At 64.8% G+C, this 25752-nt stretch carries 20 protein-coding genes; 6 read left to right on the top strand and 14 right to left on the bottom strand.

Annotated features, from left to right (window positions below):
* Positions 1-2: 2 nt before the first annotated feature.
* A complete protein-coding gene (locus CR105_RS11545) occupies positions 3-1118 on the top strand; it encodes a glycosyltransferase family 4 protein (protein WP_099788592.1) in 1116 nt (371 codons plus the stop codon).
* On the opposite strand, the gene CR105_RS11540 is transcribed toward CR105_RS11545, so the two are convergent.
* From CR105_RS11540 to CR105_RS11520, 5 genes are all read right to left on the bottom strand, one after another.
* Complete coding sequence (locus CR105_RS11540) at positions 1115-2299, bottom strand: TIGR03088 family PEP-CTERM/XrtA system glycosyltransferase (protein ID WP_099788591.1); 1185 nt, start codon at positions 2297-2299, stop codon at positions 1115-1117. The genes CR105_RS11545 and CR105_RS11540 overlap by 4 nt on opposite strands.
* 88 nt (positions 2300-2387) lie before the next feature.
* Entirely contained in the window at positions 2388-3212 is an 825-nt protein-coding gene (locus CR105_RS11535) for a polysaccharide deacetylase family protein (RefSeq protein WP_099788590.1), read from the bottom strand.
* Positions 3213-3230: 18 nt separating this feature from the next.
* On the bottom strand, positions 3231-4013 hold the full coding sequence (locus CR105_RS11530; protein ID WP_099788589.1) for an XrtA-associated tyrosine autokinase: 783 nt from the start codon (positions 4011-4013) through the stop codon (positions 3231-3233).
* A 10-nt stretch (positions 4014-4023) separates the two neighbouring features.
* Complete coding sequence (locus CR105_RS11525) at positions 4024-5547, bottom strand: XrtA system polysaccharide chain length determinant (protein ID WP_099788588.1); 1524 nt, start codon at positions 5545-5547, stop codon at positions 4024-4026.
* 145 nt (positions 5548-5692) lie between these two features.
* The gene (locus tag CR105_RS11520; protein WP_131021676.1) at positions 5693-6613 is read right to left on the bottom strand and encodes an EDSAP-1 family PEP-CTERM protein; all 921 of its coding nucleotides are present in this window, start codon (positions 6611-6613) and stop codon (positions 5693-5695) included.
* A 301-nt stretch (positions 6614-6914) separates the two neighbouring features.
* On the opposite strand from CR105_RS11520, the gene CR105_RS11515 reads away from it, so the two are divergent.
* Positions 6915-7658 carry an N-acyl amino acid synthase FeeM domain-containing protein gene (locus tag CR105_RS11515; protein ID WP_099788586.1) on the top strand — a complete coding sequence of 248 codons (744 nt, stop codon included), beginning with the start codon at positions 6915-6917 and terminating at the stop codon, positions 7656-7658.
* Positions 7659-7667: 9 nt separating this feature from the next.
* Positions 7668-9401 carry an FAD-binding oxidoreductase gene (locus CR105_RS11510; protein WP_099788585.1) on the top strand — a complete coding sequence of 578 codons (1734 nt, stop codon included), beginning with the start codon at positions 7668-7670 and terminating at the stop codon, positions 9399-9401.
* A gap of 18 nt (positions 9402-9419) precedes the next feature.
* On the opposite strand, the gene CR105_RS11505 is transcribed toward CR105_RS11510, so the two are convergent.
* From CR105_RS11505 to CR105_RS11480, 6 genes are all read right to left on the bottom strand, one after another.
* Complete coding sequence (locus CR105_RS11505; RefSeq protein ID WP_099788584.1) at positions 9420-10943, bottom strand: tetratricopeptide repeat protein; 1524 nt, start codon at positions 10941-10943, stop codon at positions 9420-9422.
* A 354-nt stretch (positions 10944-11297) separates the two neighbouring features.
* Positions 11298-12674, bottom strand: a complete 1377-nt coding sequence (locus CR105_RS11500; protein ID WP_099788583.1) for a SpoVR family protein — start codon at positions 12672-12674, stop codon at positions 11298-11300.
* Complete coding sequence (locus tag CR105_RS11495) at positions 12674-13885, bottom strand: DUF444 family protein (protein ID WP_099788582.1); 1212 nt, start codon at positions 13883-13885, stop codon at positions 12674-12676. Before CR105_RS11495 ends, CR105_RS11500 begins: the two co-directional genes overlap by 1 nt.
* 17 nt (positions 13886-13902) lie before the next feature.
* The gene (locus CR105_RS11490) at positions 13903-15864 is read right to left on the bottom strand and encodes a serine protein kinase (RefSeq protein WP_099788581.1); all 1962 of its coding nucleotides are present in this window, start codon (positions 15862-15864) and stop codon (positions 13903-13905) included.
* Positions 15865-16087: 223 nt separating this feature from the next.
* Complete coding sequence (locus CR105_RS11485) at positions 16088-16402, bottom strand: hypothetical protein (protein ID WP_099788580.1); 315 nt, start codon at positions 16400-16402, stop codon at positions 16088-16090.
* Between the two features lie 54 nt (positions 16403-16456).
* Positions 16457-18964 carry an NAD-dependent epimerase/dehydratase family protein gene (locus tag CR105_RS11480; RefSeq protein ID WP_099788579.1) on the bottom strand — a complete coding sequence of 836 codons (2508 nt, stop codon included), beginning with the start codon at positions 18962-18964 and terminating at the stop codon, positions 16457-16459.
* A 177-nt stretch (positions 18965-19141) separates the two neighbouring features.
* Between CR105_RS11480 and CR105_RS11475 the strand changes: the two genes are divergently transcribed.
* Entirely contained in the window at positions 19142-20074 is a 933-nt protein-coding gene (locus tag CR105_RS11475) for a LysR family transcriptional regulator (protein WP_099788578.1), read from the top strand.
* Positions 20075-20148: 74 nt separating this feature from the next.
* Here the strand turns inward: CR105_RS11475 and CR105_RS11470 are convergent, their stop codons facing one another.
* From CR105_RS11470 to CR105_RS11460, 3 genes are all read right to left on the bottom strand, one after another.
* Positions 20149-20571, bottom strand: a complete 423-nt coding sequence (locus CR105_RS11470) for a universal stress protein (protein WP_099788577.1) — start codon at positions 20569-20571, stop codon at positions 20149-20151.
* Positions 20572-20600: 29 nt separating this feature from the next.
* A complete protein-coding gene (locus CR105_RS11465; protein WP_099788576.1) occupies positions 20601-21026 on the bottom strand; it encodes a universal stress protein in 426 nt (141 codons plus the stop codon).
* Positions 21027-21147: 121 nt separating this feature from the next.
* Entirely contained in the window at positions 21148-23916 is a 2769-nt protein-coding gene (locus CR105_RS11460; RefSeq protein ID WP_099788575.1) for a cation-translocating P-type ATPase, read from the bottom strand.
* 152 nt (positions 23917-24068) lie between these two features.
* Here CR105_RS11460 and CR105_RS11455 point away from each other — a divergent pair, with 152 nt between their 5' ends.
* A complete protein-coding gene (locus tag CR105_RS11455) occupies positions 24069-24542 on the top strand; it encodes a phosphate-starvation-inducible PsiE family protein (protein WP_099788574.1) in 474 nt (157 codons plus the stop codon).
* 249 nt (positions 24543-24791) lie between these two features.
* The gene (locus CR105_RS11450) at positions 24792-25619 is read left to right on the top strand and encodes a universal stress protein (protein ID WP_180288162.1); all 828 of its coding nucleotides are present in this window, start codon (positions 24792-24794) and stop codon (positions 25617-25619) included.
* The last annotated feature ends 133 nt before the right edge of the window (positions 25620-25752 follow it).

Raw genomic sequence — 25752 nt, 5'->3', positions numbered from 1 at the left:
CGATGCGCGTTGGCATATTGTCTTACCCGATGCTGTTCCAGCGCGAGGGCAGCGTCCAGGTGCAGGTGCGCGAGACGGTCAACGCGCTGAACCGGCTCGACCAGGTTCCCGGCCGCGGCGCCATCGAGGCTGAACTGGTCGACCCGTTCCGTTCGCGCCTGGACGACTACGACCTGGTGCACGTGTTCGCCGCCGTCAACGGCAACCACCGCATCGTCGACGAAGCGGTGGCGCTGAAGGTGCCGGTGGTGCTGTCGGCGCTGATCGCGCCCGGCTGGAACCGCTCCAACGGCGCCCGCGCGCGGCTGGCCGACCGCGTGCTCGGCAAGCTGACCGCATGGGACGTGCAGACCAGCTACGCGCAGACGCGCCATGTGCTGCAGCTGGCCAGCCTGGTGGTGGCGCTGGGCGAATCGGAGCGCGCGGCGATCCGCAATGCCTTCCTGATCAATCCGGCCAAGGTGCGCGTGCTGCCCAACGGCGTCAGTGCGCACCTGTTCGACGCCGATGCGGCACTGTTTCGCGCCCGCACCGGCATCCATGGCCAGTTCGCGCTGATGGTCGGCGCCGTCTCGCCGTACAAGAACCAGCTGGGCATCGCACAGGCGCTGTCGGAACTGGCGCTGCCGTTCGTGGTGATTGGCGAAGCGACCGAGCGCGATACCGATTACCTGCGGCGCCTGCGCGCGGTGCCCGGCGTGATCTGCATGGGCGCGCTGCGCCAGCAGACGCGGATGCTGGCCAGCGCGTATGCGGCGGCCACCGTGTTCGTGCTGCCCAGCCAGGGCGAAGCGTTCCCGATCACGGTGCTCGAAGCGCTGGCGGCGGGCACGCCGGTGGTGATGAGCGACGAGAGCGCGCTGGAACTGCCGAACTGCGATTTTGCGGTAAAAACGGCGCGCTGGAACGACAGCCGCGCGCAGAAAAGCGCGCTGCTCGACCTGCTCGAGGCACCGCCGCCGCGCGAGCGGGTGCGCGCGCTGGTGCGCCAGTACACGTGGGACAGCGTGGCGCTGCAGCTGGCCGGCTACTACGCCGACGCGCAGGAGATCGGCCGGCGCGAGCACGGACTGGCGGCAGCGATCGCCGCTAGCGCGCCCTCCTGCGGGCAGCGCTAGCGGCGCGGCGGCTCGGTGCCGGCGCACGGCGCGTGGCCGAGCAGCGAGTCGTACACCGCCAGATAGCCGCGCGCCATCGCCGGCAGGCTGTGGCGCGCGATCACCTGGCTGCGCGCGCGCATGCCGTGGCGCGCACCCATCTCCGGAATCCGGCAGTAGTCGGCAATCGCCGCCGCCATCAGGTCGGGCGAACGGGGCGGCACCAGGATGCCGGTAAAGCCCGGATGCACCAGTTCCGTGTTGCCGCCGACGGCGGTGGCCACCACCGGCAGCCCGGTGGCCATCGCCTCGAGGATGGTGTTGGAGCTGCCTTCGGCCAGCGACGGCAGCACGAACAGGTCCATCGTGCGCAGCAGCTGGGCGATGTCGGTGCGCTCGCCCGGCAGCCAGGCGCGGTGCGAGGCGCCGGCGCGGGTCAGCATGTCGAGGCATTCGGCGCGCTCGGGACCGTCGCCGACGATCAACAGGCGCAGGCGCTGGTGCGCCGGGTGGGGCGAGGCGATCAGGCGCAAGAACGCTTCGACCAGGGTCGGGTAGTTCTTGACGTCGACCATGCGCCCGACGCTGCCGATGACGAACGCATTGTCGTGCATGAAGCCGGCCGGCCCGACCGCTGCCGGCGGCCCCAGGCGCGGATGGAACTGCACGCTGTCGACACCGTTGCAAATCTGCGAGACGCGCTCCGGTTCGGCGCCGACACTGTCGATGAGCCAGTGCTCGAGGTCGGCGCTGACGGCGATGAAATGGCCGATCAAAGGGCGCAGCACGCGCCGCAGCACCTGGTATTTCAGGCGCTTGCCATACAGGTCGCTCATGTCGCGGCCGTGTTCGCCGTGCACGCGCAGCTTGATGCCGGCCAGCGCGGCCACCAGCTGGCCTTCGAAGCCGCACAGGTTGCGGGTGTGGATCAGGTCCGGCTGCAGCGCGCGCAAGGTCTTGTACATGCGCATGTAGTGACCGAAATCCTTGCCCTCGCGCTTGTTCAGGCTGATGATCTCGACGCCGCGCTCCTTGATGTGGGCGTGGAACTCGGTGTAGTCCTTCAGGCAGACGATGGTGTGGCGGTAGCGCTCCGGCGGCATGTGCCTGATCAGGTTGATGAGGCCGTTTTCGAGACCGCCGACGTCGAGCTGGTGGACCAGGTGCACCACCAGCCGGGGTTGTTCTACTGTCGCTGCCATGATCTACTCCGCACAGAAGGTTGTGCCGCGCAAGGTGAAGGAGCCAGGTCAGTGCGGCCTCTGCCTGGTCCGGGTTCAGCGGTGCGCGTCACGGCAGCACCGGAAAGATGTTGTCGATGCGGTCCCAGCGGAAATCCGCACTGAGCAGCAGCAGGCGCCGTTCGATGCGGCCCGGGCCGGCGTACTGCAGGATGCGCCGCGGCGGCGCGGCGTCGAGCAGCGCCGGCTCGAAATGGAACACGACGGGATGGCGCTCGGCCTGGTTGATTGAGCGCAGCATGGCGCGCGTGACGGCATACGGCAGCCGCCCGAAGGCGTCGCCGCCGGCGCCGAGGTTGCGCCCCAGCAGGCGGATCGTCGCCACCGGCAGCTCGAGGATGCCGGAGGCGCCCGACGGGAAGAAGGCGAAGCGCGGCGTGCGCGCGGCCGACGGCAGGCGCTGCGGCCAGGCCGGATCGATGCTCGAGCTGTAGCGGTAGCCGCTGCGAAACAGCGTGTCGAAGATCCAGCGGTTGTCGACGCTGACGGAAAAGTAGGGCGCCCGGTAGCCCAGCACGGCCACGCCGCCGATGTCTTCGAGCAGTTGCTTGCTGCCGACGATGTCGCGGCGGAACTGGGTGCGCGACTGCTCCCACGAGCGCTGGTGCGCATAGCCGTGGCTGGCCAGTTCATGGCCGCCGGCGACGATGGCGCGCACCAGCGCCGGGTGGCGCCGGGCGATCCAGCCGACCGTGAAAAAAGTCGCCTTGATGCCGGCGCGCTCGAACGTGGCCAGCACCAGCGCGACATTGCGCTCGACGCGCGGCGCCAGGCCGGGCCAGCCGGCACGCGGAAAATACGCCGCCAGCGCGGCCGCGTGGAAGTAGTCCTCCACGTCGAGCGTCATGGCATTTTGCTGCAGCGGGCGGTCCATGATGGTCTTTCGTCGACATCAATCGTAGTACCCGTAGTAATCGTCGCCGGGAAAGGCGCGCGTCTTGTTGCAAATGAGATTGACGCCGGCGCACTGGTCGAGCCGGCGCAGCGCCTCGCGCACGGCGCGCTGGGTGGTCGTTTCCGATTCCACCACCAGCACCACCTGGCCCATCTGGCCGGCCAGCACGGTCGCCTCGGTCGTCAGCAGCAGCGGCGGCGAGTCGAACACGACGATGCGGTCCGGATAGCGCCCGGCGATCTCGTCAAGCAGCAGGCTCATGCTCTGGCTGGCGAGCAGTTCGGTGGCGTGCTTGTTGCTGCGCCCGGCCGGCAGGATCGACAGGCCGGCGATGTTGGTTTTAAGCATGACGTCGGCCAGCGCGCGCCGCTCCGACAGCAGCACGTCCATCAGCCCGGCCGTGTTGGGCAGCCCGAGCACCTTCAGCACAGACGGCCGGGCGACGTCGGCGTCGACCAGCAGCACCGTGTGGTCCTTTTCCATCGCGATGCTCATCGCCAGGTTGATCGCGCAAAACGTCTTGCCTTCGCCGGGCAGCGCGTTGGTGACGACGATCAGGTTGCCGTTCTTGCGCCCGGCGGCGATCGCGGCGGCCGCGCTGCGCAGCAACGGGCGCTTGATGATGCGAAAGTTCTCGGCGGCCGGCGTGCGCCCGCCGTCGTGGGTCACCATCCCCATCTGGTGCAGGCGCGCCAGGTTGATGTCGACGAAGCGGACGCCGGCGTGCTCGGTCGCCGCTGCTAGACCGGCGCTGTCCGGATCGAAAACGGTATCGGTCATGGCGGCCTCCTCACAATCTCAGCAGCGACGACGCCAGGATCGCGGCGTAACACAGCAACAAGGACAGGAAAGCCAGCGCCAGCGCCACCTGGGCGCGGCGCCGCTTGACCGTCTCGGCGGCGGTCCAGTTCATCTGCACCGTGCCCAGCACGTTCAGGCCGGTGACCTGGCGCATCGTGCCGGGGCCGTCGAAGGTCGGGCGCGCCTGGCTGATGAACCAGGCGGCGGCGATGCCGACCGCCAGCGCGGCGAGCAGCACCGCGCTGTGCAGCAGCGGGCGGTTCGGGCCGATCGGCGCGACCGGCATCGTCGGCGGGTCGATGATCTTGAACGTCATCATCTCGGTGGTCGACGTCAGTTCGCCCGACAGCTTGGCCGCCTCGCGCCGGCCGATCAGTTTTTCGTACGTGTCCTTGTTGATCAGGTAGTCGCGGTTCAGTTGCGCCAGCTGCGACTCCACTTCCGGCACCGCATTGCTCTGCGCGCGCAGGCGCTCGTGGCGGGCGGCGTATTCGTCGACCCGCACCTTGATCGCCGCGACCTTCGCGTCGGCCTCGGTCAGCGCCACTTTCAGCTGCTGCAGCATGGGGCTGTAATTGCGCCCCGGGTCGAAGTCGGCGCCGCGGTGGCGCGCTTCGTCGATGCGGCGCGCTTCGAGCTGGGCGATCAGGCGGCGCGCGGCGACAATGTCGGGATGCCGTTCGGTGTACTGCATGCGCAGGTTGTCGAGGTTGCTGTTGACGGCGGCCAGGCGGGCGTCGATTTCCGGATTGACGGGCGCTCGCAGCCCCAGCGCCGACAGCGGCGCCTCGCCGCTGACCTGGGCCTTGATGGCGCGCCGCGACTGCTGCGCTTCGGCCAGTTCCAGCCGCGCCGTATTGAGCGCGTCGGCCGCCACCGCCAGCTGGGCGCCGTAGTCGACGCCCTGGCGCGGCAGCAGCGCGCTGTTGCGCATCTTGCATTCCTTGACGGCGTTCTCGGTGGCCACCAGCTTTTGCTCGACGCTCTTGATCTGCTCGTCGATGAACTGCACCGCCTTTTGCGAGTCGCCTTTCTTACCCTTGAAGCTGCCTTCGACGAAGATCGTCAGCAGCGACTGCACGACGTCGCACACCAGCTTCGGGTTGTTGTGGTTGTAGCTGATGGTGTAGATGTCGTAGGTGCTGGTGCCGCTGATCTTCAACTTGGCGGTGAGCTGCTCGACCTGCTGCTCGTGTTGGCGCGGTGTGGTCGCGCGCACGTCGAGGTCGACCATGCGCATGACGCGCTCGACGTTCGGCCGCGACAGCAGGGTGCGGCTCATGATCGCCACCTGCTGCTCGACGTTGGGCATCGTCGCCATGCCGCTCAGGAGCGGCTTCAGAATGCTCTGGGTATCGACGAACACGCGGGCGGTCGACTGGAAGTCGTCGGGCAAGGTGGCCACGCGGGTCCAGCCGGCAATGCCGACCACCCACATCAGCGCGACGGCGAGCCAGCGATATTTCCAGATGCCTCTCACGCTGGACAGCAGTTGGGTGATGAGCTCCTCCATGTCCTGTCGGTCTCCGTGTCGCGCGGCGAGGAGAGCGGTACTGCCGGCTCCGCCGCTGCATGATTATATGGCTGGCACAAGTGCCAAAAATTGCTACATCCGGCCGTGTTGATTCCAATCAAAACTTTCCAGCGATGCGACACCATCAGCGCCGTCGGCGCCGGCCCAGCGCGGCCATCGCCAGCAGGCCGGCGCCGATGGCCGACAAGGTGCCCGGTTCCGGCATCGGCTGGGCGCCCAGCACGCTTGCCGCGGCCGACTGGGAGATTGACAGGTGGTAAGCGGTGCCGCCGCTCAGCGCGCCGACGGTGGCCGAAAACGCCATCCAGCCCGGGTCGTAGCTGCTGGTTCCGGCCAGCCCGGTGGCGCGGCCGACGTGACTCATGGCGTTGAGTTCCTCGGGCTGGAAGGTGAACACGACGGCGCCGTTGGTCACGTCGAGCACGCTGATGGTCCATGCCAGCTGGGCGCTGGCGCTGTTCTGCTGGCTCTGGGCGCCGTCGACGCTTGCCGCGCTGAAGGCGAAGGCGTCGAACGAGATGGTCATCAATTCGTCGGCGCCCAGTTCGAACAGGAAGGTCGTCGCGCTCGCCATGCCGGCGTTGCCCGTCGCCGCACCGGCCGCGCCGAGCGCGGCGTCGGCGCGGCTGCTGAGGGTGGCGCCGGCCGCGCCGGCGGCGGTGGTGATCAGTTCGCCCGTCATGAACTGGTCGGCGGCGCCATAGCTGGCGCCGGCGGGGTGGGCGAACGGCAGGAAACTGTTTTCCGGGCGCGGCGGCAAGGCGCCGACCACTTGCTGGGGGACGTCGCCGCTGCCGGCCTGCAGCAGGTTGGCGAACTGGCCGTTCAGGCCGCTGCCGGCGTAGCCGGCGCTGCCGCCGCTGAAGGCGGCGAAATCGACGCCGCGGAACGGCGTGCCGTTGGCACGCGTGAGGCGCAGATTGTCGATCACCAGGATCGACTGGGCGAAGGCCTCGGCGCGCGCGGGCGCGGCGGTGGCGATGGCGGTCAGCGCGATGGCGGCGCCGACCAGCGCATTGAGCATGTTCGTTTGCAATGGATTCATCGCTGGCCCTCCGGTGGACAAGAACTGAACGACTCGGGCGCCGCGGCCCTTGCCACAGCTTCTCGCAAGCTTCATGCCATGCCAATTTCGACTGTGGAATCAAGGACATGGCAATCGACGCGTGCGGCCGGCAAGCCGCCTCGGCAGCATGTGCAAGAATTTCCGAAAAAAACCTTGATTTGTCCAAAGGCAAACTCTGTTGCTGAGGCCGGAACTGTTCTACGCATGACTCTGTCTGACGTTGACAACTCATCAATCCAGGCCCGCGCGCGGCGTGCCTGGCCAACCGGAGGACGACACCATGATTCAGGATGAATTACCCATCGCGACATTTGCAGCTCCCGCCGGCGCGCGCGAATTGTGCATCGGCGAACACGGCACCGATCCGGCGCTCGACCACCCGCTCGACGTCCAGATCTTCCACATCCGCATGGCCAGCTCGGCGCGCCACCGCGAGGCGGCCAGCCTGCTGATCCGCAAGATGTACGGGTGGCGCGGCTACGCGTTCGAGCCGAACCGCTTCCATGAAGCCATCAAGATCACCCTGTACGCCGAGACCGGCGGCATGCTGGTCGGCACGATGAGCCTGTGCCTCGACAGCGAGGTGCAGCTGCCGGCCGACGACAACTTCGGCGACAAGCTGGCGCTGCTGCGCGCGCAGGGGCGGCGCCTGTGCGAACCGTCGCGGCTGGCCATCGACAAGGGCGTGAGCAAGCGCGTGTTTGCCTCGCTGATCCACATCTCCTACATTTACGCGCGCAACATCCACCGCTATTCCGACTACGTCATCGAGGTCAATCCGCGCCACGTGATGTTCTATCAGCGCATGCTGGGATTCCAGGATTTCGGCGCCGAGCGCGAATGCAGCCGGGTCGGCGCGCCGGCCGTGCTGCTGCGCCTGCCGCTCGAGCAGATGGGCGAGCAGATCGCCCGCTGGGGCGGCCTGATGGAGCAGCACGGCGAGGAACGCTCGTTCTATCCCTACTTTTTCGCGTCGACCGACGAGCCGGGCATCACCGCCCGCCTGATCGCCGGACTCAACTAAGGAACGGCCATGGCTGAACAGGATGCAAGACACGAAGGCAGGGGACCTGGCAGCGCCGGCCGCGGCGCGCTGCTGCTGCGGGCGATGCGCCAGGTCGTTGGCGCCGAGCATGTGCGCGACGACGCCGACACGCTCGAGCGCTATGCGCGCAGCACCGCCTCGCGCAGCACGGCGCCGCTGGCGGTAGTCAGCGCCGCCTCGCGCGCCGAAGTGATCGCGCTGGTCAACCTGGCGCGCCGTCACCAGACCCCGCTGTACTCGGTGAGCACCGGCAAGAACTGGGGCTACGGCGACGCCTGCGCGGTCACCGACGGCCAGGTCGTGCTGGAGCTGTCGCGCATGAACCGGATCGTGCAGGTCGACCCGCAACTGGCGTATGCGGTGATCGAGCCGGGCGTGACCCAGCAGCAGCTGGCCGATTACCTGCGCACGCATCAGATCGACCTGTGGACCGACTGCACCGGCGCCGGCCCCGACACCAGCTTTCTGGGCAACATCCTCGAACGCGGTTTCGGCCATTCGCCGTACGGCAACCGGCTGCAGCACATCGCCGGGCTGCAGGTGGTGCTGGCCAGCGGCGAAGTGCTCGACACCGGCTTTGGCCACTATCCAAATGCGCGCGCGGCGCACCTGTTTCCGTACGGCGTAGGCCCGTTCCTCGACGGCTTGTTCACCCAGTCCAATTTCGGCGTCGTCACCCAGGTCGGCATCTGGCTGATGCCGAAGGCCGAATGCATCAACCACTTCATCTGCACGGTGCCCGAGCACGCCGATATCGGCCCGGTGGTCGATGCGCTGCGTCCGCTCAGGCTCGACGGCACCTTGCGCAGCATCGTTCATATCGGCAACGACCTGCGCGTCATTTCGGGCGGGCGTGCCTTCCCGCGCGAGCAGGCCGGCGACCAGGCGCCGGTGCCGAAGGCGGTGCGGCGCGCCTTGCGCGAAAAAGCCGGCGCCGGCGCGTGGACGGTGTCGGGCGCCCTGTACGGCAGCCGCGCGCAAGTGGCGGCGGCGCGCGATGCGCTGCGCCGGGCCCTGCGTGGCACGGCAGCAACGTCGACTTTTCTTACAGAGGAAAAGCTGCGCATCGGCGCCCGGCTGGCGCGTCTGCTCGGCTACTTCGGCCTGGGCGAGCGCCTGCGCGCGCAGGTGGCGATGGGCGAGGCGCTGTTTGCCATGAACCGCGGCGTGCCGAACGGACGCTTCCTTGCAGGGGCCTACTGGCGCCGGCGCGGCGGCCTGCCGGCGCAGTTTCCGCTGCAGGCGAACCCGGCGGCGGACAACTGCGGGCTGCTGTGGGTCTCGCCAATCCTGCCGATGCGCGGCGCCGACGCGCTGGCGCTGCACGCGATGGTGGCGCCGATCTTCGAGGAGCATGGCTTCGACCTGTTCGTCACCTTCAGCATGATCAACGAGCGCTCGCTCGGCGGCGTCATTACCGTCGCCTACGACAAGGAAGACCCGGCGGAAGTGGCGCGCGCCAAGCAATGCTACCGGGCGTTGTTCGATACGGTAATGCGCGCCGGATACATTCCATACCGCGTCGGCATCCAGTCGATGGCAGGGCTCGACCCGCATGGCGACGTATTCTGGAAGGTGGTCAGCCGGATCAAGCGCGCGCTCGACCCGGACGGCATCATCGCGCCGGGGCGTTATGAGCCGGGCAGGGCGGGCGCGCAGGTGTGTCAAATTCGCCGACAAACGGGACGGCCGGGGCCGCTGCCACCGGGACCTGGCACCTAAGCTGGCGCATCGTCTGCCTTACAAGGTGGCAAGCAAGGCCTTGGCCTCGGCGCGGCGGGACGGATCGACCGTCGAGGCGAGCAGGCGCTCGAGTTCGCGGCGGGCGCCGCGCTTGTCGCCCGACCTGGCCAGCACCAGCCCGAAGTGGTAGCGGATTTCGCTGGCGTCGGGCGCGAGCGCGCTGGCTTTTTGCAGCAGCGGCAGCGCGCGCGCCAGGTCGCCATTTTCCACGCAGATCCAGCCGAGCGTGTCCATGATGGCCGGGCTGCCCGGCGCCAGCCTGTAGGCGCGCTCGGCAAAGGCGAGCGCCCGCTTGTCGTCTATGCGCTGGTAGCTCCAGGCCAGGTCGTTGAGGGCGAGCACGTGGTTCGGATCGCGCCGCAGCACTTCCTCCAGTTGTTCGATTGCTTTGGGAAAGTTGGTTCTTACCAGCTTGCTGCTGGCGTCGTGCAGCCTGGCCGGCACGTCGTCGGGGTTGCGCTGAAGCCACTCGGCGATGCGCTGGTCGGCCTCGCCCGGCTTGCCGGCCGCCACCAGCGCGCCGTGCAGCTGCACCATCAGCGCGCTGGCAGGCTCGAGCGCGAAGGCCCGTTCGTAGGCCGCCAGCGCCGCGGCCGGCTGGGCCTGCGCCGTGCGCAGGTCGCCCTCGAGCTTGTAGCCGCCGCTCGCCTGCGGCAGGCGCTGCTGCATGGCACGCACCAGCTGTACGGCCTCGGCGAATTTTTTTTGCGCCAGCAGCATCGCCAGCAGCGTCTGGTGCGCGTCCATCAGGCCCGGTTCAATGGCGATGGCTTTGCGCAAGGCGGCGGTGGCGGCGCGCTCGTCGCGCATCGCCAGTTGCAGCGCGGCCAACTTCATGTGCGGCCTGGCCGACGTGGGCAGCAAGACGGCGAGCCTGGTGTAGGCATCGGCGGCCGCCAGCAGATCTTTCTTGGCGACGTGCACGTGCGCCAGCATGGCCAGCGCGTCCGGGTTGGATGGATTGCCGGCTTGCAGTTTTTGCGCCAATACCAGCGCCTTGCGGGTGTCGCCGCCGCGCACGTAATAATCGGTCAGCCTGAGCGCCAGCGATAGCGAATCGGGATTGTCGCGCCAGGCACGCTCTTGCCAGCAGAAGCCCATCACCAGCAAGGTGCCGCTGCGCGGCGACTTGACATCGAGTACCGCGGCGCGTTCGAGTTCGGCCAGCGCGCGCTCGTGTTCGCCGTTGGCCAGGCGCCCAAGCGCGGCGGCGGTATGCAGGCTCGACGTGCGCGGGCGCAAGTTGCTGGCGCGCTCGAAGGAGTCGGCGGCCTGGCTGAAATGGCGCGCGCGCATGTGCGCTTCGCCAGCCAGGGTCAGCAGGTCGGCGTCATCGGCGTGGCGCGCCAGCACCGGCGCCATCAGTTCCAGCGCGGCGCTGCTGTTGTTGGCGCGCAGTTGCAGGGCGGCCAATAGCTTGGTCGCTTGCAAGTGGCCCGGATAGGCGGCGAGAAATTTTTGCACCTGCTGTTCGGCCAGCTGGTTGGCGCCGGTGGCCGATGCAACCGCGCCCAGCAGCAAAATGGCCGGGTAGTAATCCGGTGCGCCGCGCAGGATCTGTTGCAGCGATTCGGTGGCCGCCGGATACTTCGCTTCCGATGTCGCCCTGTTGCCGGTAGTTGCGCGCCTCGGCGATCAGCGCGCTCGGATCGGTGCCGCGCTGGCAGGCGCCCAGCGCCATGCCGAGCGACAGCGCCAGCGCGACACGCCGATGGTAGCGGGCCTTGAGGGTCCTGGTTGGCCGGATCATGCAATCCTCCTGGGTGCGACAGTTGATGTGGGTCACTAACAGGGTAGGCAAGCGGCCGGCGCGCTTGTTGAGGAATCTCAACATAACCGGGAGCAACAGTCAGACCTGACAGGCGCCGCGGGCGATCAGCCAAGCGGTTTCTTCGCCGGCAACACCCTGACGACGCCGCGGAAGTCGACCGTATGCAAGGTCACCGGGCGCCGCCATACCCGCGTCACATAATCGACGACCCGCTCGGCCTGCCCGAGGTCGAGCCCGCGTCCGTCGCGCAGGTAGTCGTGACGCAGGTCGAGGCTGCCGTCGGCGCCCACTTTGGCCACCGTCACCGCCGGCGCGCCGAAGTTGAACTTCGGCGCCAGGATCGCCTCGCGGATCGCATGGATGTCGCGGCTGACCACCTTCGTTTCGCCGTCCTTGCGCTCTTCGTAGACGAACAGGTCGAGCTGCTCGGCCAGTTCGCCGTCGAGGTAGTTGCGAATGAAGCCGAAGTCGTCTTCCTCCCGCACGACCTGGCGCGCCGTTTCCATGCCGTGCCTGGCGATGATGTGCTCCCACATCGAAAAGCCGAGGTGGTAGGGGTTCAGCGACAGCGCCAGCTGCTGGCCGCCGGCGAAAGGACGCACGACGTCGGAATGCGACTTGATGGCCGACACGTACAGGTCGGACGGCAGGAACGTGGCCTCGCGCAGCAGCCGCGCATGCCAATACGACGCCCAGCCTTCGTTCATGATTTGGCAGGCATAGATCGGATGGAAATAGAACGCTTCTTCGCGCACCGCCAGGAAGATGTCGCGCTCCCAGTCTTCCATGTCCGGCGCGTAGTGCGCGATGAACCACAGCAGGTCCGTTTCCGGTTGCGGCGGCGCCTTCGCCGGCGCCGCCCGCTGTTCGCCCGGCAGGCGGGCGAACCGGTCGCGGAACGGGTCAGGCGGCGCTTGCGCGACCGGCGCGACAAACTCGGCATAGCGCTCGCGGTGCAGCGGCTGGTTGATGTCGATGTGCGTTTCCAGCGCCAGCGCGGCATCGAGCACCGCTTCGACCCGCTGCTGGCCATGGGCGGCCAGGGCGCGCTCGAGCCGGTTGGCGCGCGCCGCGCTCTGTTCGAGGATGTGGCTGCCGGCCATGGCGATGAAGCGGGCGAACAGCTGATTGTTTTTGGCGAAGTCGGCGTGGCCGAGCACGTGCGCCGTCACCAGGGTGTTCTCGGCCAGCGAATTGTGTTCGAGCATGAACGCCTGGCAAGGATCGCCCGGAAACATGACTTCGAAGATCTTCGAGTGGCCCATGTGCTGGCGCACCAGGTGGTGGATGTAGCGCACGCCGAACGACCAGTGACGCATCCGCACCGGCAAGCCGTAGACGGCGATCTCGACCATGAAACTGCTCGGCACCAGGTCAAAACTGACCGGAAAAAAATCCATGCCCAGTTCGCGCCCAAGCGCCTCGATGCGCTCGGCGTACTCGGCCAGGCACTGGGACGGCGTGCCGGCGGCCGCGCTCATCAGAGCGCTTCCCGCCCGGCGCCGCGTGGAACGGCGCGAGCGTCGGCCGCTGCGCCGGCGCCGCCTTCCGCGCCGGCTTCTTGGATAAAGAACTTGCGCAGCGCGCGCCAGACGTCGTCGGTGCCGGCGAGGATGCTGCTGCCGACCGGCAGGCCGCGCCGTTCGAGGTCGCTGCACAAGCGGCGCATCTCGGTGTCGAGCGAGCGCGGCATGCCCGGCAGCGTCTCGACATAGCCGATGTAGTTCAGGTTGCCGGCCAGCTCCGTCAGCGCCTGGCTGGCTGCTGCCCGGTCCTCGGTGAAGTTCTCGCCATCGGACGCGTAGAACATGTAGATATTCTCGTGCGCCGGGTCAACCTCGCTGCGCACCAGGTCGAGCGTCAGGCGAAGCGCGCTCGAGGCGATGGTGCCGCCGCTGCCGGATACCTGGAAGAATTCCGCTTCGCTGAACTCCCAGGCGCGCGTGGTGTGGGCGATGAAGCGGGTGCCGACCTTGGCGTACTTGCGGCGAATGCCTTGCAGCGCGAAAAAGAAGAACGATTTGGCCAGCTTGCGTTCGAGCTGGGTCATGCTTGCCGAAACGTCGATGACGAAGAACACCATCGCCGATGTGCTGGGCCGTTGACGGGCGACGATCTGGCGAAAGCGCAGGTCCTCGTTGGTAAACGGCACCGGGTCGGCCTGCACCGCGCGCCGCTTGATTGCCTCTTTTGCGGTGCGGCGCCGATCCAGCCGCGACGGCGCGCCGCGCTTGTCCCAGCCTTCGCGCACCAGGTCGGGCTCGTCGACGCGGCTGTTGGGCTTGGGTTTCAGGTCGGGCAGCTTGAGTTCCTCCCACAGCCAGTCCATCACCTCGTCGACCGAGAATTCGAGCATCAGCTGCAGCGATCCTTCGCCATTGCCGCCTTCGCCCGCCTCGCCCTGGCCGGCGCTGCCCTGCGGAGCCGGATGCAGCACGTCGCCCGGCTGGCCGTCGCCCTGGCCCGCGCCGCTGCTGGAGCGGCCGTCGGCGAGCTTGAAGCGGGCGTGTTCGAGCAGGCGCACCGGCACTTGCACGGTGCGCTGCTGCGAGCCGGTGATCAGGTCGGGGCCGGCGATCAGCTCGGGCAAGTGGCTGAGGACGGCTTCGCGCACTTTATCGTTGTGCCGCAGCCAGTCGCGCGCACCGCGCGAAAACAGGTCGTACCAGGCCGTATTGATCGTCGCCGTCACGCCGCCTCCCGCACTGGCTATTCCTGCGCCAGCAAAGTCGTCACATAGTTTAGCGCTTCACGTGCGCTGTGGCTGTCGTAGCCGTATTCATCGACCAGCCGTTTTTCGACGGCCGAGACCTTGTTGCGCACCTCGTCGTCGGGCCGCTTGGCCGAGCTGACCAGCCGCAGCACGTCGCGCCGCTGCTCGAACAGATACTGCTGCACCGCGTCGTTGAGCTGCAGATGGCTGTCGAGGCCGAACTTGACGCCGCGCTTGTAGGCGCCCATCGCCTTGCGCACCACCTCCTGGCGGAACGACTGCTTGCCCGATTCGGAAATGTGGATCTTCTCTTCGACCGCGCGCAGGAAGCGCTCGTCCGGGCGCCGCTCTTCGCTGGTGATCGGATCCTTGATGTGGCGGTTGTCGAGCATCGCCTCCACCTCGTCGAGATATTTGTTGAGCAGGTCCTGCGCTTCCTGTTCGAACGACACGAACAGCGCCTTGTGCACGTCTTCCTTGACCCAGCGGTTGTAAAAATCCTTGCGCGTCAGTACCAGGTAGTCGACCCACTTGCGCTTTTTCTTCGGATCGATGCGGGCGTCGCTCTCGATGCCGTCTTTCAGCGCGAGCAGCACGTCCATCGTCGACAGGCTCTTCTGGTTCGACTGGATGATGGCGTTCGACAGCGCGTTGATGACGAAACGGGGCGACACACCGGCCAGTCCCTCGTCCGGCGCCTTGTCCTTTTCTTTGACCCGTCGCACATCGGAACGGTTCACTCCTTCGACTTCCTCGTCGGCATGGATGCGCACCTTGCGCACCAGTTCGACTTCCTTGTCGTCGCTTTCCTGGATGCGGCTGAGGATCGCGAACACGGCCGCCGCATGCAGCACATGCGGGTCGAGATGGACGTCGCGAAACGCCGGCGCCGCCGAGGAAATGAGCTTGTGATAGATGCGCGCTTCTTCCCTGTAGTTGAGCGTGTAGGGCACCTGGATGATGACCATGCGATCGAGTAGCGCTTCGTTTTCGCTCTCTTGCAGGAATTTGCGGAACTCGGCCAGGTTGGTGTGGGCGAGGATGGTTTCGTCGAGGTAGATCAGCGGAAAGCGCGACACCTTGACGTTTTTTTCCTGCGTCAGGGTCAGCAGCAGGTAGAGGAACTCGCGCTTGACCTTGAGGATCTCGATCATTTCGAGCACGCCGCGGCTGGCCGCGTACACGGCGCCGGACCAGGACCATGCGCGCGGATCGCCTTCGTCGCCATACTCGGCCACCTTGGACAGGTCGATAGAGCCGACCAGGTCGGCCAGGTCGGCCGTGGTGGGGTCGTGCGGCGCGTAGGTGCCGATGCCGCTGCGGCCGGCTTCGGAGATAAAGAAGCGTTCGACCGGCATCTGCATGAAGTCGCCGCTGAACTGGTCTTCGAGGCGCGCGCGGCAATGCGGGCATAGTTCGCCGGCGATGTCGATGCCGTAGGTGTTGCGGCAGCTGGCGCGCATGCTGTGCGGTACCAGGTGCAGCGGCGACTCGTGCACCGGGCAGCCGGTGATGGCGTACTGCGCGCCTTCGTCGGTGTAGCTGTATTCTTCCAGCCCGCGCTTGAGCAGGATGACGAGGGTGGACTTGCCGCCCGACGGCGGCCCGAGCAGCAGCAGCAGGCGCCGGCCCACTTCGGAGCCGGCCGCCGCGGCCTTGAAGTAATCGATGACGCGGTCGATCGCTTCGTCGATGCCGAACAGCTCGTCCTCGAACAGCTTGCAGTGGTCCTTGCCGTCGGCATCCTGGACGAAGGTGGCGCGGATCATGTCCCATATATATTGGTGGGAGCTGCGCGCGACCCGTTCGGGCGCCAGCGCCAGGACCTCGGGCATGAATGCGGAAAATGGGCCCGACCAGTGACCGGCCCTGTGCTGCTGGGCAAACAGGCTGAGGCTTTCGATGAAGCTGTCCTGATCCGACGGACGGGGATGAAGAGCGTCGCCAGGTTGCGTCACGGTGCCTCCGGTTTCAAGCGCGAAGTCGTCGCGTCAGTAACCAGTATCTGCCCCACGATGATGCAGCGGGTGAGGCGCGTCAACGCGCGCGGTTGAACCAATTGGCGCCTCGAACGCCTAAGGTCCGGCCAATTGCGGCGAGCGGGCGGACCGATGCGTTTGCCGCGGGCCCGGCCGCGACGAACTGGAAATGAGATCGGCGGGGCCACCTGGATCGGGCCACTCACACATGCAAGGCCATCTGCAGGGTACGCAATACATGCAATTCCTCGGGCGCCACGCCCTTGAAGCAGGCCGCTACGTGATTGGCGTCCTGAAGCAGACGCAGGTACTCTTCAGGCGCTAGTGCGCGTAGCCGGGCTGGATGTGGCAGATGGCGCGGCAGCATGAAGATTTCTTCGATTCGGTGCCTCGGCAAATAATTCATCGGCTCGAGCAGATCGACCGCCTTGGCGATCTCCTCGATGGTCAGCTCGGCGTCGGCCCACGCGACCGCGGACAGCACTTCCAGGCATAGCTCGGTATTTTCGGGACTCATGATGAACTCTCCATGTAACAATCTGAAAGGGCGGGACGCAGGTCGGGACAAGTTTTACACAATGCGGGCATCCCATTGGGCGTAGTGACTCTCCACCGCGCCCTTCGGTATCGATAGCACGATCAGGGCAACGCCCGCAGCGACAGTGGCAGCGGCTGCGGGAACTGAAAAGCCTGCGATATGCCACGGCGCCAGGACCAGCCAGGCCCCGAACGCAGCATTGACGTAGCGCAGCGGCCGCGCCACCTCAGCCCATGCCATGATGCTGAAGGTCACCACCAGTGAACCGATGACATGGTCGCTGTCCGCTGCAGCGCCTTGCGTCCCGAACAGCAGCGGCGTGAGCATCAACAGCATGCCGATCGCCATGCTGGCCCACAGAGTCCAGGGGAAGGTCACGCCGCCCCGGAGCATTTCTCGCACGACCTTCCTTGCCGGTAGCGTGAAGTCGTCTGAGCGGTCGATGGCGTCGCCGGGGCAGGTGCCGCCGAAGATGAGGACCCGCAGCAGCGGCTTGCCCTGGCGCCGACTGCTGCGCAGAAATTGCAGTGTTGCCAGGATCTCGTCGAAAGAGTAGGGGATCTGGACCAGCATCGCCAGTGCCGCGATCAGGCAGAGGGTGCACCAGGCACCCAGCCATACCGGCTGCACGATGATGAAAAAGATGCTGGTCGCGCCCAGCGGCACGATCATGACACCAAAAGCCAGCACCAGCCAAGGCATCGTGCGCCAGCGACGGCGGCTACCGATGATACCCGTCACGATTTCCAGCACATACACCGCGCCGCCCAGCCCGGCGTCCGCTACCGGCCACGCTTCGGAGAGCCAGGACGTGACGATCTGTTCGGTGCCGTTGCCGAAGAAGGGATCCCATGCCGCGGGGATGTGCCCCATCTGGTAGGCAGCAAGGTAGCGCGACACGAATAGCCCGACGAAGGCGAGGATGACGATCGGCATGCGCTGGTTCCAGCTCGACGGGCAGTAGCTCCATCCGGGTGGTATGTCAGGGCCGGTCATTTGACCGACCATGCTTTCACCAGGCGCGTTCGGAATGCCTACCGCTAGCAGGATCACGAGCGCGCCGACGATTGTATCGTTTGCATAGGCGGCCGCGCTGGGGGTCCAGAAAACGAGTGGCGCGAACAGCAGCCAGATCCCTAGCAAGGCCACCGTCCAGCGAGCCCAGCCCTTGAAGCGCGAGATCGACAGCAGCGAAAACAGCATGATCAGGAGGCCCGTGATGACGTTGCTCGCTGTCATCCAGGTGTGGCTGAATTCCAGACCGCGTCCGTTTGGCGCCACCGGCGCCACCGCTTCCATCCAGTGTTGCGCCAGACCGAACACGAAGGGACTCGACACCAGCCACGCGCCGAGCGCGACGTTAGCGAAATGGCACCAGAGCGTACGCTGGTGTGCGTCGCGCTGTAGCGCTTCGTATTTCCCGATGAGCTGATCGGCAGGCAGCTCAGGCGCGGCGGCATCGGACACCTCGGCCAGCCGGGGCGGCAGGGCAATGCCGTTACGCCGGTACCAGGCCGGCGGATCGCGCTTCAACATGTCCACCATTGCCGGCAGAGTGTCGCGCAGCCGCCGCTTGGGCTCCCACCCCAGCAGCTTGCGCGCGTGGCCTATATCGATTTCATAATGGTCGTCGGCGAGCCCGATCATGAAGGGCTTGATGAAAGGCTCGATGCCGCCGTCGATGGCGTCGGGGACGATGTCTTCTACCCTGGCCTGCACCCAGGCGCCGGCCGACGCGGCGCTCCTCGGGATGCTGCGCGTTTCCCACGGTTCACCGTGAAGCAGCTGGCCGATCAGGTTCTGCAGTGCTTCGTAGCTCTCCGTTACTGGCTCGCCGATGAGGATGGTTGTTTCGGGCGGCAGGTTGGTGCGGCGATCGACAGCCTGCGCAAAGGCCTGCGCCAGGTCGTCGACATGCACGAAACTTTGTCCATGCGACGGGTCCCCAGGGAAGAGGTGACTGGCCCACTGGCGTTCGTAGATGCGCTGAATCTGCATGGTCAGTGACGGCACCTCGCCCGCGTCCGTGTACACGCCTGCAATTCTGAAAATGGTTGCAGGAATGGCGCCACGCTCGCTGCGCACCACTTCCTCCGCCTGCGCTTTCGAACGCGGGTAGGCCCACTTGGGTGTCAGCGTGCCGTCCTCGGTGATTGGGATGCCAGGGCAGGTGGCAGTGTGGACGAGCATGGTGCTGGCATAGATAAACTGCTCAACCTGGAACCCCCGCAGGGCACGCAGGAGCCGCCGCGTGCCATCCACATTGACGGCGCCGTAGGCAGGGTGGTCTTCACCGGAAAAGTCGAAGTATGCCGCCAAGTGGACGACGCTGGCGATGCGCCCGCCGAAACTGGCGCGAAACTGTTCCATCGCCCGCGTGAGCTCTTCGTCCGACGAGATGTCCGCTTCGATGCAGTCCCTAGCGCCTTGTCCACAGCGCCGCTCCAGCGCGACGACACGATAGCGCGGCGCCAGAACGCTGGCAATGGCACGGCCGATACGGCCGTATCCGCCGGCAATGAGAACGACAGGCTGGTCCATGAGTTTTCTCCGGATGATTTGTCGGGTTGCTGCCGGCAGGCCGCTTGCCGCGCCATACTGGCTAATCGCTACAATGTAGGAAAGAGGGACGGGACAAATTTACGCTGGCTCGGTTATAAAGAATAGTTAGGATTTCTAATCTGATTCATAGAGAAGCATCTATTGATGGGAGTCGCCATGCATGTGACTTTGCGACAATTGCAAATCTTCGAAGCTGTGGCGCGTAGCGAGCACTTCAGCCGAGCTGCCGAGCAGCTGCACCTGACGCAGCCCTCGGTATCGATTCAAATGCGGCAACTGTCGGAAGCGATTGGCTTGCCGCTGTTTGAGCCGGTCGGCAGGCGGGTGCGGCTAACGCAGGTCGGGCAGGAGCTGTACCAGACCTGCCGTGAAATGACCGACGCCTGGGCCCGGTTCGAAGTGACCTGTTCCGATTACAAAGGAGTACGTCGTGGCCACTTGCGCCTGTCGATGGTGACCACGGCCAAGTACGTCATTCCGCGTATGCTGGGCCCTTTTTGCGAACGCTATCCCGGCATCGATATCGAATTGGGATTGCTCAACCGAGATCAGGTGCTGGAACGGCTCAAGGACAACCTCGACGAGCTCTACATCATGAGCCTGCCGCCGGCCGACGAGTCCTTCGAAGTCATTCCTTTCCTGGACAATCCGCTAGTCGTCGTGGCCCCGCTGGGCTATTCCTACTCCCGGCCGCCGCCGCTCCGGTTGCTCGATCTCGTTGCCGAACGATTCATCATGCGCGAGGAAGGATCGGGTACGCGAATGGCTGTCGACGACTATTTGGCCAAGCAACGGATTTCACTCCGTGTGCGTATGACCTTGGGTAGCAATGAAGCAATCAAGCAGGCAGTTGCAGGGGGAATGGGGTTGTCGATCCTGTCACGCCATGTGCTGGGCCATCCTCCCGCCAACGAAGGTCTCAAGGAACTAGCCGTAGAGCACTTCCCGCTTGAGCGCGCCTGGTATGTGCTGTATCGTCGAGCGCGTCCGTTGTCCTTGATCGCCACAACGTTCTTGCATTTTCTGCTGCGCGAGACCGGGGCAATGGGCTCAACGTCGGTCAGTTCAACCGTACCCTCAGCCGAGTAAAGGTCGGCAGGTAACGGTGGGTAGCGCGCAGTCAGGTTCCGTTCGCCGGACGGGGCGCGGCTCTTCCGTCAGCTTTACTTGATGAGTGTAACCGGAACTTGAGCATAGCGAACTACGCGCGATGCCACGGAACCAAGGAGCAGGTTTCCCATCAGTCCATGTCCACGCGTGCCCATGACCACTGCGGCAATCGCCGATTCGGCGAGGTGGTCGATGATCTGGCTGGCCGGATCTCCCATCCGACAATGCACCTCATACGGGATGCCTTCGGCGTCCAGGAATTCGCGCGCTGCACTCATGCTCCGTACGAATTCCTCGGGCGCGAGGCGCGTCAGTTCTCCGGACGACAGGGCTGAATAGGGGCGTGATTTGGTTGGATCGAGGACGTGCAACAGGTCGAGCTGCACGGCCGGATTGGCGCGAGCCAGCCCGGCCGCATATTGTATCCCCCGCAGGGCGTTTGCTGACTCATCGATGGGAACGAGTATTTTTTTCATGTCGTCCTCGGCCTGCTCGAAGGATGGGCCTATTTGACCAGCGTTACCGGAATGTCGACCCGTTCCACCACTTGCATCGCAACCGATCCGATGATGAGGCTTGCAAGTGCACCCCGGCCCCTGGTCCCCATGATGATCTCGTCGCAATTGGCGTCACGCGCGTACGCTGCAATCTCGGGCGCGGGTTGCCCGAACTGGCAATGGAGCGTGTATGTAGTACCGGCCTCATCCAGAAGGGCCAAGGCTGGCTCCAGCGCCTGCGCCGCCTGAGGGGGGAAGCGCTCGTCCAGGCGTGGTGCGGAAAGCGCTTCGGCTAACGTTACCGGCGTCATTGGTTCAATGACGTGCAACAAGTGGATCTCGGCCGCCGGTCCGGCCAGCGCCTCCGAAACAGCATGGCGCACCGCGTGCAATGCACTTTCCGAACCGTCGCAAGGTACAAGCAGTTTTCTCATTTCCGCTCCTACGATCGCCCCAGCACGCGCGATGCCCTAGTAAGACTACACATGGCACTTGGAGTTCAATACGTCGCCCAGCAGTTGTCGCTCCGTGCTTGGGTTGCTGCGCCGGCTCGGCTCAGTCGCTTCGGCCAGCGACCGATGCATCAGCTGGGTAATTTTTGAGCGGCCGTCGCGCGCGACAGTACAACCATTTTTCCAGCTCGACCACGGCGAAGGTGAAGATGCCGATACTGACGATATAGGCCCACGCTTCGGCTCGCACGGGGGCGGTGTGGAACAGCCGGTTTAATACAGGCGAATAGGTGAAGGCGATCTGCACCAGCCAAGTTGATGCAATGCCTGCGACCAGCCAGGGATTGGAGAAAGCGCCGATGAAAAACATCGAATGGCTCCGGCTTCGGCAGTTCAGAAGGTAGAAGGTCTGGACCATCACGATGACGTTGACGACGGCCGTACGCGCTTCGTCGAGGTTCGTGCCTTCGATGCCCTTTTCCCAAGCGAACAGACCGAACGCACCAGCGAGCGAGATCAGCGACACCAGCGCGGTACGCATTAGCAGCGAGCGGGTGAGCAGCGGCTCTTTCGGGTCGCGCGGCGGACGCTGCATGATGTCACTTTCCTTCGGCTCGAAGACCAATGTCAGCCCCAGAAGCAAGGCAGTGACCAGATTGAGCCACAGTAACTGCGTGGGCAGCATCGGCAATGTGATCCCGGCGATGATCGCGACGAGCAATATAAGCGCCACCCCGCCATTGGTGGGAAGTATCCACAAGATGAACTTGCTGAGGTTGTCGAAAACCCCGCGTCCTTCCTCCACTGCCGCCTCGATTGACGCAAAGTTGTCGTCAGTCAGAATCATGTCTGCGACTCCCTTGGTAACGTCTGTGCCGGTGATGCCCATGGCCACACCAATATCAGCCTGCTTGAGCGCGGGCGCGTCGTTGACGCCATCGCCGGTCATCGCGACAACATGGCCGCGCCCCTGAAGCGCCTTGATTAGCCGCAGTTTTTGCTCGGGCGCCACCCGAGCGAATACGGTTGCGTTCTCAGCGGCGTCGGCTAGGTCCTCGTCGTCGAGAGCTTCCAGTTCACGACCCGTGAGGGCGATGATAGCCGTGCCGCCACCCAGGCCGATCTGCGAGGCGATAGCCTTGGCGGTGAGGACATGGTCGCCCGTGATCATCTTGACGTTGATGCCGGCGGCGCGGCACTTGGCAACAGCCTTGATCACCTCGGGCCGCGGTGGATCGAGTTTCCCCTGTAGACCAAGCAGGGTGAGGCCGGCAGCAACGTGCTCGTGTTCCAGGCAACAATGATCCGGCGCCATCGGACGCCGGGCGAAGGCGAGAACGCGCAGGCCGCGGGTGGCCATTTCCTCGGCTTCGCCGAGCACGAGCGCTTTATCCATGGGTGCGACCTCGCCGGCCTCGTTGAGCGCTTGCGTGCATTTTTCCAGCAGTACTTCGACCGCGCCTTTGATGTAGATCATTTTTGGTTCGGCATCGTTGCCATGGAGCGTGGCCATGTAACGGTATTCGGACTCGAAAGGGATCGTCTGAATTCGCGGCCAGGACCTGCTTAATTCTTGCTCGGACAGCCCCGCCTTCTGCGCGGCGACGATGAGCGCCGCCTCGGTCGGGTCACCTTGCACCGTAGTGTGGCCGCTGGCGTCGACGACGAGCCGCGAATCGTTGCACAGTAAGCCGGCACCGAGTGTTTCGATGAGTGCGACGTTCTCGCCCACAATGACTGGCGCGTGCTTGAAATGGATCTTGCCATCCATCTCATAGCCGCTGCCTGTGACGTGGTAGAGCCGCCCGCCGGCATGAATTTCCTGCACAGTCATTTGATTCTGCGTCAGCGTACCGGTCTTGTCCGAGCAGATGACCGTGGTGCTGCCGAGTGTCTCGACCGCGGGCAGCTTGCGGATGATCGCGTGGCGGCGCGCCATGCGAAGCACGCCGATGGCCAGCGTAATCGTCACCACGGCGGGCAACCCTTCGGGGATGGCGCCAACTGCCAGTGCGATCGCTGCGATGAGCATCTCCGGCCAAGGCGTTCCGCGCAGGATGCCGGCGATGAAAATCAAGACTGCGAGGCCGAGAATCACATACAGCAGCCGACGGCTAAATTGTGCGATCTTGCGCGTGAATGGCGTCTGCAAATCCTCCACCAGGCTTATCAACCCGGCGATGCGGCCCATCGCGGTTCGGTCGCCGGTTGCAATGACCACGCCTTCGCCTTGACCGGCGCTGACCATCGTGCCGGCAAACGCCAGATTGGTGCGGTCAGCCAGAATCGCTTCAGACGGTAACGGATCGGTTTGCTTTGCGACGGGAACAGATTCGCCGGTTAGCGCCGCTTCCTCGATCTGCAAACTGCGTTGCTGCAGCAAGCGCAGATCCGCTGGGACGCGGTCACCGGATTGCAGCAGTACGACGTCCCCGGGTACCAGTTGCACCGAAACAATCCGCAGCTTCTCCCCGCCGCGCCGCACTGTCGCCTCGGTAACGACCATGTTTGCCAGCGCTTCGATCGCTTTCTCTGCTTTCGCCTCTTGCAGGTAGCCGACAATGGCGTTGATAAAAACGACGCCGAATATGACCGACGCATCGACCCATTTACCCATACCTGCGGTGATCACGGTCGAGATCAGCAGGATGTACATGAGCGGCTGATGGAATTGCAGGACAAAACGGATCAATTCGCTGGGCCGCTTCTGCGCCGTCATCTGATTTGCGCCGAACCGCTGCATTCTGTCCCCGACCTCGCCCATCGTGAGTCCGATCGACGGATTGCTCTGCAGCAGTTTGGCGGCGGCGTCCGGCGCGAGCGCGTGCCAATCGACCTGGACAGTGTCGTCTAAGGAGCTCGAGCCTGACATATAAGCATTTCCTTTCAATAAGCGGATTCGTAAAAATCCAAAGAAAAATCGAGTGCGGAAATGAAACAGGCAAGTTGACAGATCAAAAATCGACTAACTTAATGAATATAGGCCAAAATTACCATCTCAACCATTTGTTCAGGAGAATTGAAATGAGCGCACACACTCCGCCACAGGGGCCGCATGGGGTGAACGATCCCCTCATTAGGATGCTCGTGAAACTCATACGCTATGCCGTGCGAGTTCTGGCCGTGCTAATGGTTCTCGTGATCTGGTGGGGCGTGGCAGACGTGGTCTACGTCCTGTATACACGCATCGTTGCGCATCCGTACTTCTTGCTTGAAATAAGCGATATTTTCGCGACGTTCGGTGCGTTCATGGCCGTGCTGATTGCGATCGAGATTTTCATTAATATTACCAGTTACCTGCGCGAGAACGTCATCCATATCAAAATTGTCTTAGCGACAGCGTTCATGGCAGTCGCACGCAAGGTCATTGTGTTGGATTACAAAGTGGTGAGTCCTGAGTATGTGTTCGCCACCGCTGCACTCGTGCTCGCACTGGCTATCGCCTATTGGCTCGCAGTGGTGAAAAATACCTCCATCGAAGGGCATGGCGAACTTTGAGGGAGCTCGGTTATTTCGCATGAGCTATGAGGCCGAGCTCGATGTGCGAGGCGAAACGGGGAGTCGTTTGAAATCCGCGCCTGGCGACCTGTAGTGGGGCAAACATTCCATTTGCGTCACTAGCAAAAAGCCCACTTTGCGCTAGCATATCCATAGCCTAGCTCGACGATGGAACCAGCCTTGCATCGCCGCACAAGCGTTCTCCTGCGGGCATCGCCGTCCAGATCAACCTACCACAAGGAGAAGGAAATGTCCCTGCAAACTATTGTTGTGCACATCGACGACAGCAAGCATTGTGAAGCACGCCTCAAGATGGCCACACACCTCGCGCTCAAGTACGAGGCGCACCTGATCGGCCTGGCGGCGACAGGTTGGCTGCCAGCGGGGTTTGTGCGGACGGCGATTGATCCGGTTGTGCCGCTGACGCCGATCGATATCGAACCGGCGAGGGGGCGCTGCACTGCCGCATTGGCGACATTCGAGCAACAGATGCGTGCGATGGGCGTCGTGTCGTTCGAAACGCGCCTGGTGGAACTGGACCCCGCATTGGCGCTGGCCATGCATGGAATGTGCAGCGACTTGATCGTCGTCAGCCAGGCCAGGGGACCGAACTGCGACCCGAGCACACGATCGGACCTGCCGGAGTGGGTGATGCTCAACAACGCCGTGCCGGTGCTGGTCGTGCCGGCGCGCGGCGAGTTCGCCAGCGTCGGGGCGCGCATTGCGGTGGCATGGAACCGAAGCAATGAAGCGCGCCGCGCGATCGGCAGTGCCTTGCCACTGCTGTGCAACGCCGACAAAGTGCATTTGCTCATCGTCGACGAAGGAGGCGCCGCTGCCGAGACGGACGCCGACATGGCGGTATTTCTGGCACGCCACGGCGTCAACGCCGAAGAAGATATCGACAGCACCGGCACCGATGCCGGTGCGGCTCTGGTGCGGGCCAGTGTCGAATGCGGCGCCGATCTTCTGGTCATGGGCGCCTACGGTCGCTCGCGCCTGCGCGAGATGGTGATGGGGGGCGCCAGCCGCACCGTGCTCGAGTCGATGGAGGTGCCGGTATGGATGGCGCACTGATGCGCGCGGAGTCCTTGGCCGCCCGTAAATCGCTCGTCGTTGACGCCCACGGCCAGTTTTTTCGCCTAAATTGCGCTACGATTTAAGCTGATGCCGAGGGTCGAAAATGGCGTTCAGCCATCCGAGTACTCCC

The sequence above is a fragment of the Massilia eurypsychrophila genome, assembly GCF_002760655.1.
GTDB lineage: Bacteria > Pseudomonadota > Gammaproteobacteria > Burkholderiales > Burkholderiaceae_D > JAFCUW01.
The sequence above is the reverse complement of the archived record's forward strand: the minus strand, read 5'-3'. Positions and strand labels throughout refer to the sequence as shown.

What these genes read in the sequence shown, in the direction of transcription:
- CR105_RS11530 (WP_099788589.1), bottom strand. Translation starts at nt 4,013, where the DNA reads ATGACCGATACCGTTTTCGATCCGGACAGCGCCGGTCTAGCAGCGGCG.
- CR105_RS11480 (WP_099788579.1), bottom strand. Translation starts at nt 18,964, where the DNA reads ATGGACCAGCCTGTCGTTCTCATTGCCGGCGGATACGGCCGTATCGGC.
- CR105_RS11510 (WP_099788585.1), top strand. Translation starts at nt 7,668, where the DNA reads ATGGCTGAACAGGATGCAAGACACGAAGGCAGGGGACCTGGCAGCGCC.
- CR105_RS11485 (WP_099788580.1), bottom strand. Translation starts at nt 16,402, where the DNA reads ATGAGTCCCGAAAATACCGAGCTATGCCTGGAAGTGCTGTCCGCGGTC.
- CR105_RS11460 (WP_099788575.1), bottom strand. Translation starts at nt 23,916, where the DNA reads ATGTCAGGCTCGAGCTCCTTAGACGACACTGTCCAGGTCGATTGGCAC.
- CR105_RS11455 (WP_099788574.1), top strand. Translation starts at nt 24,069, where the DNA reads ATGAGCGCACACACTCCGCCACAGGGGCCGCATGGGGTGAACGATCCC.
- CR105_RS11545 (WP_099788592.1), top strand. Translation starts at nt 3, where the DNA reads ATGCGCGTTGGCATATTGTCTTACCCGATGCTGTTCCAGCGCGAGGGC.
- CR105_RS11475 (WP_099788578.1), top strand. Translation starts at nt 19,142, where the DNA reads ATGCATGTGACTTTGCGACAATTGCAAATCTTCGAAGCTGTGGCGCGT.
- CR105_RS11465 (WP_099788576.1), bottom strand. Translation starts at nt 21,026, where the DNA reads ATGAGAAAACTGCTTGTACCTTGCGACGGTTCGGAAAGTGCATTGCAC.
- CR105_RS11520 (WP_131021676.1), bottom strand. Translation starts at nt 6,613, where the DNA reads ATGAATCCATTGCAAACGAACATGCTCAATGCGCTGGTCGGCGCCGCC.
- CR105_RS11515 (WP_099788586.1), top strand. Translation starts at nt 6,915, where the DNA reads ATGATTCAGGATGAATTACCCATCGCGACATTTGCAGCTCCCGCCGGC.
- CR105_RS11540 (WP_099788591.1), bottom strand. Translation starts at nt 2,299, where the DNA reads ATGGCAGCGACAGTAGAACAACCCCGGCTGGTGGTGCACCTGGTCCAC.
- CR105_RS11450 (WP_180288162.1), top strand. Translation starts at nt 24,792, where the DNA reads ATGTCCCTGCAAACTATTGTTGTGCACATCGACGACAGCAAGCATTGT.
- CR105_RS11525 (WP_099788588.1), bottom strand. Translation starts at nt 5,547, where the DNA reads ATGGAGGAGCTCATCACCCAACTGCTGTCCAGCGTGAGAGGCATCTGG.
- CR105_RS11500 (WP_099788583.1), bottom strand. Translation starts at nt 12,674, where the DNA reads ATGAGCGCGGCCGCCGGCACGCCGTCCCAGTGCCTGGCCGAGTACGCC.
- CR105_RS11470 (WP_099788577.1), bottom strand. Translation starts at nt 20,571, where the DNA reads ATGAAAAAAATACTCGTTCCCATCGATGAGTCAGCAAACGCCCTGCGG.
- CR105_RS11535 (WP_099788590.1), bottom strand. Translation starts at nt 3,212, where the DNA reads ATGGACCGCCCGCTGCAGCAAAATGCCATGACGCTCGACGTGGAGGAC.